The following is a 14,152-nucleotide window of genomic DNA, read 5'->3' as shown; positions in this document are numbered from 1 at the left end:
GTCATTGGGCAGTTTTGGCTGCCCTTTTGGCCGCTTCCAGTGCCCGACGTTTGTCCCGAGCGATCGCGGTAATGGTGCGATCCAACTCATCTTCCAGTCCCAGCATAAAAAACACTTCGGCCATCAGGAAAAACGGGCCAATAAGCAGTTGGTTGAGATCATCAATAAAAGCAGGTTTGGCCTTTTCATACTTGTGACCTATAAACTGGAATATCCAACCTAAAACAAAAACTGTTATGCCCAACCAGATACTGGCATAGCCTTGAGTATAGAGCCATTCGGTTGTCAGAATAACCGGCAGAATAAACAGCGCCAGTCCCAGCGCCAAACGCCAATGCAACTTGATGTAATAGGCCATGACCAGGACAGCCAGTAGCATGGCTATACTGAACGTACCGTCAGCAAAAGGCAGACGCCACAGTGACAGCATTAAAAATACTGACCAGATAATCAAAGGGATACCAATAAAATGGCTTTTGATATTGGTGGGGTTCAGATGCACACTCTTGTAAGTGGACAACTGTTCAACAGCCGACTTCATAATGCTCTCCTTGGTTTTGTTATTATTCTCCTCCCGCCGAGCAGGGACCTCGAGTGCCTGGGTAATGTGCCACAGTGCTCATGGCAAACGCTTACTTACGCTTGAGCCACCAATTATCAAAGACAATTAAGGCCAATTAATGGTTTGAGATTAACGCAACACCTCCTAGGTGACAATGACTCCCCATCATTGAACAACTTGCACAAAGCTATCCAAGTAACTTTGTCTGCTTTAACTCTGAAACCATAATCCATCATCACTATCATTAACTAAATCAGTCACTCCTCTGTCATCAGAGATAGCTCATCCTGACGCCGCAAAATGGCAGGATGAAAACCTTGAACAATAAAGAGTAAAAAGCCGACCCTAAGGTCGGCTTTGGTATTGAAGATAAAGAGCTGTACTTAAAAGCGCAGGGCTACGCCTACTTTATATCTGGCTTCGCCTTCAAAGCTCCACACTGGGTAATCGGCCTTGAATTCGCTGATCACATCCTCTGCACTAATTGGGGAAACACCCGTCTGTATGCTGTCTTCTTCGGTGATGTTGACCGCTTCAAAAGTGATATCCAAATAGTCGGTTACCGAGTAGCTGGCACTGAGGTCCAAGGTCCCGTAAGACTCGTGCTGACGGTTACCATAGAAGCCAGGCAGCTCGCGCATCATATACTCGGAGCGCCAGTTATAGGCCAGACGAGCGCTGAAGTCGTCCATCTCATAGTAACCTACCAGGTTGACCGTATGCTTGGATGAGTCAGAGAACACGCCCACACGGTCAGGATAGTTTTCTGCCGGAGAGGATGCATCGGCAAAGGTATAGTTCACCGAGTAACCCAAACCGTTGTCGAAGGAGTCCTGCAGCTGCAGCTCGATACCATCTATGCTGCCGCCGTCGGCATTGTACTTCTCACTCACAGTCCAGCAGTCATAGATACCTACGCCACAAGAACTTTTACCTTCGGTTACCAGGTTGGGATCTTCAATACCTATCTGCTGATTCAGCTTCTGTTTGGTGGTGATAAAGGAGCTGACATCCTTGATAAAGTAAGTGGCGGCAAACAGGCCCGAATCACTGAAATACCACTCCAGACTCAAGTCGGCCTGAGTCGCCTTGAATGGATCCAGCGCCACACTGCCACGCACCAGTTTTTCATTATAAGGTGTGCCATCGTTGTAACCCGGCAGGGTCGAGGTAGCAAACAGTTCGGCGTAGTTGGGGCGAGAGATCACCTGAGCGGCAGAGGCGCGCAGTATCACATCCTCACTCAAGTCGAAGGCGATGTTAACGCTCGGCAATACGTCGTTATAGCTGGACTTGTCTGTGCTCAGGTCATCGGCAAACTGCCCCTGTTTGTTGAGCGCATAATAGTCGGACTCAATATCGGTCGAGATATAACGGAAACCGAAGTTACCGCGGAATCCTTCCCCGGCAAAAGTAGCCATGGCGTACAGGGCCAGGTTCTCCTCCTGGATGGTGCCATAACCGGATTTGTCGATAGTAAAGCCATCGATGGCGGCATAGGCATCGGCAATCATGGCATCAAATATCGGTTCAGGCAGAGTGAAACCGGCGCCGGATGACATGGTGCCATTGTAGTAGGCAGAAGCATCTTTGGTCAGAACCTTGGCATCATTGACTATCGCCTTATCTGTCATCTGGGTGACTTCATGATCGGCATAACTCACACCTGTCTTGATGGCACTGATAGCGCCCCAGGCAACCGGGAAGTTGAAGTCCAACTGAGCGAAGGTTTCTTCATCCGTGTTGGGCTGCTTCTTCAGCGCCCAGCCGGCAGTGGCCAATGGGTCGTTAAAGTCACCGGCCTCAAAATACTTGTTGGCGATATCGATATTGATCTTATCGCCGGTGGCATCATAAATACCGGCAAAGTCAGCCGGGACACCGATTGAGTTACCATAGTTGGCAGTCAAGTCGGTACCACCTTCGGCTTCGGTGCGACCAATGCGACCTTCAATTGTGAAATTATCCGCTTCATAGTTGAAGTTGAAATCCACTGTATCCGAGCTCATGCTCGCCTTACGGGCCCAGGTTTGTGCCCAGGCAAAACCGCCTTGATCGCTGTGGTTTATCTTGGTACAAACACCGGCGGCATTGACCTGTTCACAGGTGTAGTCGCCTCGTTGTGTGGGGAACAGGAAGATGGAGGTGTTGGCGTTGTTGGCGTCCAACTCCAGATTCATGTAGTTGAGCCCCAGTTCCAGTCTGTCGGTAGGACGATACTGCAACACCAGGTTGATTGCGGTGCGCTCACGATCCTGTTGGAAAGTGGTTGGCACTATCTCCCCCCAGCCAAGCAGGGTTTCGATACCATTACGCTGATAGTCCGTCTGGCTCCAGGAACCTGCCAGCAACACACCGAAGTTCTCATCTTCATTTTTCCAGCTGTAGAGGCCGGAGGCTTCAGGATCTATCTCTTCCGAGACGCTACCATAATCCCCTTTGGCACTCAGGAACACCGAGTTGGCATCCAAATCCAGCGGTTTGCGGGTGTTGATGATAACAGTGCCGCCAATCCCCCCTTCGGCAATATCGGCCTGGGACGATTTGTAGACTTCAATCGAGCCCACCATCTCGGGTGGCAGCAAGGTGTAATTGAAACTGCGGTCGATGGCCTGCTGATCGAACCAACCGGTAGAAGCCACAGAGTGACCATTGAGCTGGGTACTGGTCAGCTGCGCCGAGGCGCCGCGGATAGAAACCTGTTGCCCCTGACCGAACTGGCGGTTAACGGCGACCCCTGGAATACGTCCCAGAGACTCACCCACATCACTGTCGGGGAATTTACCAATATCTTCTGAAGTTACCGCATCGACTACGGCATCAGAAAAACGCTTGGTATTCACCGAAGCCTTCATCGAGGCACGCATGCCGCGGACTTCAATTTTTTCAATATTGGCAGTTTCGTTGCTGTTGTTATCTGCTGCCTCGGCAGCCAGCGCGCCAACAGATACCGCTCCCCCAAGAAGGATAGCGATATTTGCAGCGAGGGCAGTTTTCTTAAAGGTAGATGTTTTCATCTCGTTTCCCTTCCATCACTTTATTATCTTTTTTGTTGCCATAACCATTCCCTCCAAGGGAATGACAACGCTGTCATGTCCAGGAACAAACATTACACAATAATTAACAGCCTTGCCACAACAAAATAACCACAAAGCAAACAAAAACTGTCATATTGCTGTGTTAATGGGGTAAAACAGATTTTTAAGCTGGTCAAAAACTGTTCAGGCAGCGTTTTATACAACCAAGCATGTCAACTGTAGCGGGAAACAAATTAAGTCCCAGACTAAATCATGGCTAAATTCTGCGTTGCCAAACTGATTAAAAGTCAGCAGTATAAGATGCTCGACAGCGGCCATGCCGCTTCCGGCCCCTGCTGGCTGTGAGTATTCGCCTGATATCTCGGACTAAGTTGAATGAAAGTAACCATCAATGACGTGGCTAAATATGCCGGCGTTTCCATCAAGACAGTATCCCGGGTCACCAATAATGAGCCTTCGGTTAAACAGGCCACTATCGACAAGGTCAATGCTGCAATCAAAGCGTTGAATTACCAGCCCAATTTAGCTGCCCGCAACCTGGCTGCCACCAGTTCCTATGTCATAGGCTTCGTCTATGACAACCCCAACGCCTACTACATCATTGATATGCAGAACGGTATTCTCTCCGCCTGTCGGGACAAGGGCTATGAGCTGCTGATCCATCCCTGTGATGCCAAGGCCGATGGTATTTGTGAACAGCTGACCACTATGGTGAAACATGCCCGCCTGGCCGGACTGGTACTGACGCCGCCGCTGTCGGAAGATCCCAAGGTACTTTCCGCCCTGGATGCCATAGGCGCCAACTATGTTCGCATCATGGCCGGTGACAGAGTGCTGGCCGATACCGGGCTGGCGGTACTGGTTAACGACAGATCCGGCGCCGTGGCCATTACCCAACATCTTATCGATCTCGGGCATAGGCAAATCGCCTTTCTCAGCGGCGACTATCAGCACCAATCAACCAAAGAGCGTCTCGAAGGTTATCGTCAGGCCTTGAGAGATAACGGCCTGGACGAGTCTCCCGAGCTGATTGTCGAGGGTGAATACTCGTTTGAATCCGGAGTTGAGGGTGCCAAAAAGCTGCTCAAAAAGGCTAACCGGCCCAGCGCCATAGTAGCCTGTAACGACGAAATCGCCGCCGGTGCCCTGTTTGCCGCCAGGCTGGAAGGGGTGGATATTCCCACCGAGCTCTCGATTGTCGGCTTTGAGGACAGCCCCTTCTCACGCCAAACCTGGCCCAAGTTGACCACAGTGCATCAGCCCAACGGCAAGATTGCCCAGATAGCTACCGAACTGTTGATTGCCAATCGCCGTGAACAGAGCGTTTGCAGTGAAATCTTTACCCCAGAGCCGGTTATCAGAGACTCGAGCGCCAGGGTGCAAGCAAGCTGAAATTCCAGCCACTAAAAAGGCGCTCTACAGAGCGCCTTTAGGATAAGATTCAAAATCACTTTATCAGTGCAGCTTGAGTTTGGGCCTGTGCCACTTCAGCAGCCGCTGCGCCAGACGATACACCAACGCCGAAAACCAACCGTACAAACTCGCTAAATGGCGTTGATACAGGGACATGTACATCATCCGCGCCACATAACCCTCAATAAACAGGGAGCCGGATCTCAGGTTACCCATCAGATTGCCCACCGCCGAGAAACGGCTCAGTGACACCAATGAACCATAGTCGCGGTAGACAAAAGGATTTTCGGCCTTGCCCTTCAAGCGGTTGAGAATATTTTTATACAGGGTTTCCGCCATCTGCGATGCGGCTTGGGCCCGAGGAGGCACAGGCTTGCCGTTGTCCTGCACCAAAAAGGCGCAGTCGCCCAAGGCGTAGATATCCTTGTGGCCCTTGACCCGCATACAGGCATCGACCTCGATGAGATTACGGTTATTGACCGGCAACTTATCAAACTGTTGCAGTACATCCGGCCCCTTGACGCCGGCCGCCCACACCTTGAGTCCGGCAGGGATCAGCACATCTTCCTGGGTCACAAACCCCTGCTTGGTCACCTCTTTGACCTGCACCCCAATATGCAAGCGAACCCCGATATGATCCAGCACAGACTGGGCTCTGGAACTCACCTTGTCCGGCAATGCCGGCAATATCTTGGGCGCCGCCTCAATCAGGTGAATTTCCAGATGATGCTTGTCGACATTGAGGTAACCGTATTCTTTGACCGAGTCCAGCACATGATGCAACTCAGCGGCCAGCTCAACTCCGGTCGCGCCGGCGCCCACTATGCCGATACTGAGCTTTTCACTGGTTTCATCCAGCAGCAACAGGTTGTCCAGCAACTTGTGATGAAATTGATTGGCGCTGTCGAGGCTGTCGAGGAAGATACAGTGTTCTTTGGCGCCCGGGGTGTTGAAACTGTTGGCCACCCCGCCGATGGCGATCACCAAATAATCATAGGGTAAATCACGCTCGGCGATAATCTGCTCGCCGTCATCATTACTGACACCCGCCAGAGTGATAGTCTTGGCCTCAGGATCGCATTGCAGCATTTCACCGCGCAGAAAGCGATAGCCATTTTTCAGGCCATGGTCGCGATACAGCAAGCCTTCTACTGATTGATCTATCACCCCAACGGCCACTTCGTGCAGTTTGGGCTTCCAGATATGTACCGGACTCTTATCTATCAGGGTTATTTCAGCCTCTTCCTTCAGGCCCAATTTGCGTCCCAGCTTGGATGCCAGCGCCAATCCTCCGGCGCCGCCGCCCACAATTAAAATCCGCTTACTGGTCACAAATTCCCCCAAGAGTATGAACTAATGCAAGATAGTCTTTTATAACATGATCCCGCTCAAAAATAACCTGAGTTCTAAATTAATATTTCTTTATATATCACTGATGCAGGTAAATATTTGCCATCATTTCCTGTCCCTCAAGGTTGGTGTAATGCCACCTTGGTGCGCTTTAAGCTGTAGAACATCCACAGGCACAATAGGCTGCTGCAGGACGCCAAGGAGATCCACACGCCCGGCACCCCAAAGGCCCAGGCAAATACCCAGAGGAACAGGCCTATCAGCAGCAACTTGCTGCCCGTGAGTATCGAGGCCTCGGCCGGACGATTGATGGCCTGGAAGAAACTGGCGCCCACCAAAATCAAACCTTCCATCGGCAAGCCCCAGAAATAAAGATACATGCCTTCAATGGCAACCGGGGCCAGGGTCGGGTTGTCACCGGCAAACAGATACACCATCCATTCCGGGCGGCTGTAGATAAGCACCAATCCCAGCAAGGCGCAGATTAAGGTAACGGAAAATGCCATTTTGGCAGTCTGCTTGACCCTGTCATATTGACCGGCACCGGCATTGAAGCTGAGAATGGGTTGTGTGCCGAGGGCTATGCCTTCAAACACAAAATAGAACAGGGCCTCGGTATAACTCACCACGCCATAGGCGGCCACATGCAGCGAAGTGCCGGTCCAGAGCAGCGCCATGTTATGCATGGTCAAGACAATCGACAGGTAGAGATTCATCAGGAAACTGGGCATCCCCAACTTAACGATTTCCCAAACCAGCTCCAGGCTCAATTTCATCTGCTGCCAGTCGATATTAAGCCGGGTGCGCTTGCCAAAGAAATGTTGCAGACACAGGCCGCCGGTGACCGCCTGGGACAACATGGTAGCAATGGCGGCACCGGTCAATCCGAAGGGAAAGACCACAATAAACAGCCAATCCAGCAGAGTGTTGAGCACACCTCCAAATACCAGGATCCAGGTGACGAAACTGGGGCGACCGTCATTACGCAAAAGCGCCGAGAAGGCCATGGAGATAATGGGGAAAATACCTAAGGCAAAGTACCAGAACAGGTATTGGTAGGCACCTTCATAGACCTCACCTTCGGCTTTCAGCCAGCGTAGAATATCGTCGGTCAACATGGTTCCGGCAAGCGACACCACCAGCGCACTCAACAGGCAAAGACTAAAGGTGTTGCCGAGAATTTTTCTGGCCCTGGCGACATCACCGCGGCCAAGATTGATGGAGATAAGCGCGGCGCCCCCCATACCCAAAAGCGCACCGATCGCATAAAGAATGGCGCCCACAGGGTAAGCCAGCATAATACCCGCAAGACCTGTTTCTCCCAGGTAATGGCCGATAAACATCCCATCTACTGTGACGTAAATTCCGGTCACCAACATGGACATCACTGTGGGGACTGTGTAACGCCAAAAGAGTTTACTGACCGGCTGCTGCAGTAAGGCGAGATCCTGCTCAGTCTGGGAGACGCTGTTTTGGGTCATGACGCTTTCTCAACATCGAAGGTGTTAAACCATAAGTTCGATATCAGAGGCCATATTAAGAGGCACCTACTCGGCCTCTTTTCAAATTAGCGCTCCGAAATCAATCACCTTAGAAAAGTGAATGGCGGATTGTACCCGAGTTATCCGCCAGGATGCCACTACCTTAAATAGGCCATCATTCGGCGACTTTGATGGCAAGCAGTTGCTGCTCCAAAGACTCAGGCTGCAAGGGGGCGCGACTGATGATTTCCAGTCTGGAATCCATGGCATCATCGAGCTCTTCAACACTCAATTCACCGTCGAGCATATTGAGTGCCGCTATGCCGTCTTTGGTGATCATCACAGCTTTTAGCCGCACCACATCGAGTGCCTTGGCCCAGCGATAGAGGCGCTCGAGATCGAACAGCCAATCCGAAGCAAAGATCCAGCCATAGCTGTAACAGCCCTCGCCTTTATTACTCTTGAACACTATGCCGCGAGCGTCCCACTCGGGTGCTTCGGGGCTTTGTGAGTCGGCATCAAGTGGCTTGATGGCAAACACACCGGCATTTTGCCGCAGCAGCCCGGCGCCTATGGGTGTGGCTTTAACGTTCAAATTGGCCTTTGCCGGCTTAGCCAGCGCTCGCAACAATTCATCGCTGAGCTTTTGCTCTTTGGACCAGTAAAACAGCTCCCCTTCCAGTTGCTGAGCGGCAATAAAGGCGGCTATCTGTTCACTTAGCTGATCACTCCCCGGATCACTTTGCGGCCTATCCCCAGGCAGAGCCATTGGCGCTTGGTGTTGCCAGAGGTCGTGCTTGCCGGCCAGCAGGATATCGGCTATCTGCAGCTGGGAGAGAAAGTTCTCATGTTCGGTATAACGCCTGTCACTGAATTTGCGCGGGTCAAACAGACAGATACTGGCCTTGAGGCTGAGCACTTCGGCAAACTGTTTCGAGCTTAGGGTTTTCAAAATCTCTTTGGGATGTCCAAGGCCGGTGGGCTCTATCAGCAATCTGTCGGGTTTGGCCCGGGCCAGCAGCTGGGTCACCGCCACTTGAGTCGGCACCCCGGCGGCGCAGCACAAACAGCCACCGGGTACTTCTCGTATCACAACGCCTGAGTCACTCTGCCCCATCAAGCCGGCATCTATTCCTATTTCACCGAACTCATTGACCAATACCGCCCAGGTCTCACCAGCGGGCTTATTGGCCAGCAGCGCTTTGATAAAGGTAGTTTTGCCTGAGCCGAGAAAGCCGGTTATCAGATTGGTGGCGACGGGTTTAAGGATCATCTGTGACTCCATTCCTTACAGCATTGAGGCAACAGAGTGTAACCCAAGCAGGGAAAGAGTTAGCTGGAAATTGTAAACAGATGCAAAATGGGCGCCAATAGCGCCCATTTCTGTAAACCTGACTTAAGGCTTAAGTTCGTGATCCACTATCGGTGTCAGCCCTTTGGCACGGTTCTCAATGGCATCGTCCAGCTCAAAACCACTGGCGCGCCAACCCTTGGCCTCGGCCGCCGAGAAACTCTGCAAGTGCCACTCTTTGGCATCTTGGAGTTTAAAGCCTGCATCCTGCCAGGCGCCGGCATCTTTGGCATCGAAACCGGCAACATGCCACTGCTGGGCGCTTCGGGAGTCAAAGCCGGCCTCTTTCCAGGAGGCTATCTCGGTTGAACTCATACCGGACCAATCTTTGGGGGTAGAACTGCAAGCCACAAGCATACTCAACCACAGCAAGATCACTAATTTTCGCAACATACTCATCTCCTGATACCTTTACTATTCCTTAAGCTAAGGGGGCTGCGCTGCCGACGGCTTATTAAGGCAACGCATTGAGTATAGCAGGCTTTTTTAATCTATCTGCGCCTTGGCCCTTTCGGAGCCTGGCCCTTGCGACCGGGTTTATGCCCCCTGTGAGTCTTGGCATGTCGGGGCTTCTCTATTGACTGCGAGTAGCGCTCCGGCAGCGGCGCGCCCCTCTCGTAACCCGGCAGTACTTCTCTTGGCAGCTTGTAACCGAGCAAGGCTTCTATTTCAGCCAGTTTTTGCTCTTCGGCCGGGCTCACCAAAGAGATGGCTTCGCCGCTGCGCCCGGCTCTGCCGGTGCGGCCGATGCGATGAATATAGTCATCAGCCTGGGATGGCAGCTCGAGATTGATAACCCTTGGCAAGGCCGGAATATCCAGGCCTCGGGCCGCGACATCGGTTGCTACCAATACCCGAATCTCACCATCGATGAACTGCGCCAGAGCACGGCTGCGGGCGCCCTGAGTCTTGTCACCGTGAAAGCAGGCGCTCTTGATACCGTCGAGTTTCAGCTCTTGCTGCAACTGCTCGGCGCTCTCCTTGGTACTGACAAAAGCCAACACCTGTTGCCAGTTGTTGCGGCCAATAAGCTCGGCAAGCAACTCGGCTTTACGGCGATAGTCTACCGGATACACCTTTTGCAGGATCTGCGCCTGAGTTCGGCGCTCTTTATCCACTTCAAACCATTCTGGCTTATCAAGCAACTTATGCCCGAGGCGCTTGACCTCCTCGGGGAAGGTCGCCGAAAACAACATGGTCTGATGCCCGGCTGGCAGATAGCGCCCCAGACGCTCAATATCCGGTAAGAACCCCAGGTCCAACATGCGGTCCGCCTCATCCAACACCAGGGTCTTAACCTTATCCAGCCTGAGATGATCTTGGCTAAGGTGGTCGAACAGCCGCCCCGGCGTCGCCACCAGCACTTCAATACCGGCCGCTATCGCCTTACGTTGAGGGTTGAAGTTGGCGCCGCCGAAAATGGCCAGAATGCGAAATGGCGTATGGACGGCATATTTATCCAACTGAGTTGCCACCTGCTGTGCCAGCTCGCGGGTTGGTGTCAGGATAAGCACTCTAGGCGCGGCGCCATACTCAGGCTCAGCGAGCCCCAGTTGCTGCCACTCATCAATCAAGGAGGCCAACAGCGGCAAACCAAAGGCCGCGGTTTTGCCTGTACCTGTCTGGGCCGAAGCCATAATATCCCGCCCGGCCAATGCCGCCGGCAACACCTGCTGCTGCACCGCCGTCAGCTCACGATAGCCGCACTGGGCAACGGCTTCGAGCAGCGCTCCCGGCAGCTGGGTTTCAGAAAACTGCATCTTCAACACCTGAAACATAAAAAGGCCGGCGAGTATAGCGCAAACACAAGTTATCAGCTGACTTTTCCACTGCCGATGACCTGATGCTTACCAAGATATTTTTGTTCAAAGCCTTCGATATCCAATGCCTGGGAATACAGATACCCCTGAGCATAGTCACAACCTATACGAGTCAAGATCTCGGCCTGACCGGCAGTCTCAACTCCTTCGGCTATTACCTTCATCCCCAGTTTGTGCGCCATCACTATGATGGCTTCACAGAGAGTCAAATCGCTCTCATCTGTTTCCAAATTACGTGTAAACGATTGATCTATCTTGAGATAGTCGATATCAAACCGCTTCAGATACGCCAAGGAAGAATAGCCGGTACCAAAGTCATCCAACGACACCTGAATGCCGGCATCCCGGTAGGCCAACAACTTATCACTGACCCCCATTTTGGCATCCAGCAACAACCCTTCAGTTATCTCTATACAGATCCCGGAGCCGGACACCTCAAGACTTGCCAACAGCTCCAGCCACTCGGCAAAACGGTTACCCTCGTCGCGAAACTGGATTGGCGACTTATTGATACTAATCTGCACCTCGCGGCCATAGGCCTTGCGCCAGGCGGCACTCTGACGCGCCGCCTGTTCAAACACCCAGTTGCCGATATCGAAAATCAACCCAGTGTCTTCTGCAATAGGGATAAACTCTGCCGGCGAGACACTGCCGCGCTCACTGTGATTCCAGCGCAGCAAGGCTTCGGCCTTGAACACCCGACCGCTGCCCAGCTCGACTATAGGTTGGAACCTGAGTTCGAATTCATTTCGTTCAAGAGCCTGACGTAAATCCTGAATAAGCCGCATCCTGTATCTGGCGTATTCCTGCATTGAGGCGGTAAAATAGTTGAAGCGGTTACGGCCTTGATCTTTGGCGGCGTACATAGCCTGATCCGCATGTTTAAGTAACAATTCAGCCGTTTGTCCATCATCTGGGAAAAGGGTAATACCTATGCTGGCACTGATAAAGGCGGTCTCATCGCCCAACTTGAAGGGCTCGGCCAGACTACTGAGGATATGATTGGCAACCCGCTCAACCCCGTTATGATCCTGCACATCCGAGAGCAATAGAGTGAACTCATCGCCACCAAGCCTGGCCACCACATCGGATTCACGGACACAGGTCTGCAGTCGCTCTGAGGTTTCCACCAGCAATAGGTCGCCCATATCATGGCCCAGGGTATCGTTAACTTCCTTGAAAAAATCCAGATCCAGAAACAGCAGCGCAAATTTTTGTTGATGACGAACAGCCTTGCGAATTTCATTGCCCAGGTGCTCGGTGAACATACGTCGGTTTGGCAAGCCCGTGAGGGCATCATAGTTGGCCTGACGCCAGATGAGACGCTCGTTCTGCTTTTTGTCGGTAATGTCGGAAAACAGCGCCACTCTTCTCAGCGGCGTATCATCCGTGCTATGAATAGTGTTGATGCTGAGCCAGATCATTATCTTGCGGCCATCGTAACAACGAAGCCACATTTCGCCCTGCCAACGCCCCTTATGCCCGAGCGCCTGACTTAGTTCACGATAGAACACTTCTCCATGATCGTCACATTTGAGCATGTCTATGTTGCTGCCAAGAATATCCTCCGCTTGATATCCCGTGATGGCACTGAATGCCGAGTTAACCGTCATAATAGTGCCGACTTCATCCAGCACACTCATCGCCTCACTGGAGTTTTCATAGACGGACGCCGCCAGTTTAAGGGAAGCTTCCTGCTGTTTTTGCTCGGTAATATCCACATGTACACCGCAAACCCTAAGCGGCCGTCCTTTTTCATCACGGCTAACCACCTTGCCGGTGTCCTGTACCCAACGCAACTCTCCATCCGGGCGGATCAGCCGGTATTGCACCTGGTGCTGCTTTGTTTTTCCGGCCAGATGATCATCCAAAGAACGCAGCACCCAGTCTCTGTCTTTGGGATGAATACCATCTAGCCACAGACGTTTGTTATCGTTGAGGTTATCAAGCGAGCAACCAAGGATCTCGGCGCTGCGTTTGTTACGCACTACTGTATCCTTGATGGGATCCCAATCCCAGAAGCCGAGTTGACCGCTTTGCAACACCAGTTCCAACTGTTCGCGACTGGCGGCACTCGCCTGCTCAGCCAACTTGGCCGAGGTGATATCGATATAGCCGGCTATCACCAGCTGCACCTGTTGATGATGGCGCTGACAGGCCACAGTCATATGGGTATAAACATAATGACCAGCCTTGGAGATAAAACGTTTCTCCATCTCATATTCGTCGATTTCACCGTCCAGCATCCGCCTGAATTGCGCCATATCAGCGGGCAAATCATCGGGATGGGTCATTTCAGACCAGGTCAATTGCGTCAGTTCCTGCTCTGTATAACCCAACATTTTGCTCATATGGGGGTTTATCTTGAGCCAATGTTGATCCGGCGCAGTAATCGAAATCCCTATATTGCCGATATTGAACTGGGAGCGAAACAAAAAGTCGTCCTGCAGCCGAATGCGATTGTCGCGCTCAAACTCCAGTCGCCGCGACAGCAAGCGCCCAAGCAACACATTGGTGAGTGGGAACAAAGTCAGTACAGGTAAACTGATACTGGCAAGCACCCCTTTGGCGGTTTCCCAGGGCAGCAGCAACATCCAGGCCAGCATCACCAGATGCACCAGCAGGGAAAAGCCGGCCAGCTCCGGGTAGCCGATATCGGCGAGGGACTGTTTGCGTCGCCTGCGCCAAAGTAGACCAAGCAAACCACTAGAGAGAATCACTCCCACGCCAATCCAAACACCTTCGCCGCCCCCCTGATAAATACGAAAAGCGGCTGCAATACTGCACGCTATCAGGGTTGGCAAACCGCCGAAAAACAGGCCTGAAATACTTAAAAGTACAGAGCGACTATCGAAGAAAATCCCCGGCTCATAGCTCCAGGGAGTGAGCATCAAAGCAATACAGATACCACCGATAATGACGCCTATTAACAAGCGCCACAGCAGGAAGTAGTCCCGTTGTTGTTGTCTGGGAATAGCATCATAAATAAATACCAATGCCAGCAGAAAAGCGGCATTTTGTGCCAAAGGAAGGAAAATGCTCTGTTCCATCTATTCCCAAGCCTGTGAATAACAAAGAAGAAATCTACAGGTCTAGTGTAGCAGAGCACCTTTGGAAACCTGACTAATTTATGCGCT

The 14,152-nt window shown here is 52.0% G+C and carries 9 protein-coding genes; 1 reads left to right on the top strand and 8 read right to left on the bottom strand.

Going from position 1 to position 14,152, the window contains the following annotated elements; translation table 11 throughout:
- Position 1 precedes the first annotated feature (1 nt).
- Entirely contained in the window at positions 2 to 541 is a 540-nt protein-coding gene (locus RC73_RS11440; protein WP_039034757.1) for an Mpo1 family 2-hydroxy fatty acid dioxygenase, read from the bottom strand.
- 404 nt (positions 542 to 945) lie between these two features.
- Positions 946 to 3,579: a TonB-dependent receptor gene (locus RC73_RS11435; protein WP_039034756.1), complete on the bottom strand. Its 2,634-nt coding sequence runs from the start codon at positions 3,577 to 3,579 to the stop codon at positions 946 to 948.
- Positions 3,580 to 3,975: 396 nt separating this feature from the next.
- On the opposite strand from RC73_RS11435, the gene RC73_RS11430 reads away from it, so the two are divergent.
- Positions 3,976 to 4,992 (top strand): LacI family DNA-binding transcriptional regulator, encoded by a 1,017-nt coding sequence (locus tag RC73_RS11430; RefSeq protein WP_039034755.1) that lies wholly within the window; start codon positions 3,976 to 3,978, stop codon positions 4,990 to 4,992.
- Positions 4,993 to 5,055: 63 nt separating this feature from the next.
- Here RC73_RS11430 and RC73_RS11425 read toward each other — a convergent pair whose 3' ends face one another.
- The 6 genes from RC73_RS11425 to RC73_RS11400 all read right to left on the bottom strand — a co-directional run bounded on the left by RC73_RS11425 (position 5,056) and on the right by RC73_RS11400 (position 14,065).
- Entirely contained in the window at positions 5,056 to 6,345 is a 1,290-nt protein-coding gene (locus tag RC73_RS11425; protein ID WP_039034798.1) for an NAD(P)/FAD-dependent oxidoreductase, read from the bottom strand.
- A gap of 137 nt (positions 6,346 to 6,482) precedes the next feature.
- Positions 6,483 to 7,844, bottom strand: coding sequence for an MATE family efflux transporter (locus RC73_RS11420; protein ID WP_039034754.1), 1,362 nt, complete (start codon positions 7,842 to 7,844; stop codon positions 6,483 to 6,485).
- A gap of 175 nt (positions 7,845 to 8,019) precedes the next feature.
- Complete coding sequence (locus RC73_RS11415; RefSeq protein WP_039034753.1) at positions 8,020 to 9,117, bottom strand: CobW family GTP-binding protein; 1,098 nt, start codon at positions 9,115 to 9,117, stop codon at positions 8,020 to 8,022.
- A gap of 123 nt (positions 9,118 to 9,240) precedes the next feature.
- Complete coding sequence (locus RC73_RS11410) at positions 9,241 to 9,588, bottom strand: hypothetical protein (protein WP_052248153.1); 348 nt, start codon at positions 9,586 to 9,588, stop codon at positions 9,241 to 9,243.
- A gap of 98 nt (positions 9,589 to 9,686) precedes the next feature.
- Positions 9,687 to 10,955 carry a DEAD/DEAH box helicase gene (locus RC73_RS11405; RefSeq protein WP_052248152.1) on the bottom strand — a complete coding sequence of 423 codons (1,269 nt, stop codon included), beginning with the start codon at positions 10,953 to 10,955 and terminating at the stop codon, positions 9,687 to 9,689.
- A 53-nt stretch (positions 10,956 to 11,008) separates the two neighbouring features.
- Positions 11,009 to 14,065: an EAL domain-containing protein gene (locus RC73_RS11400; RefSeq protein ID WP_039034752.1), complete on the bottom strand. Its 3,057-nt coding sequence runs from the start codon at positions 14,063 to 14,065 to the stop codon at positions 11,009 to 11,011.
- Positions 14,066 to 14,152 lie beyond the last annotated feature (87 nt).

This window comes from Shewanella sp. ECSMB14102 (genome assembly GCF_000813075.1).
GTDB lineage: Bacteria > Pseudomonadota > Gammaproteobacteria > Enterobacterales > Shewanellaceae > Shewanella > Shewanella indica.
This window is presented reverse-complemented; position numbering and strand designations above follow the sequence as displayed.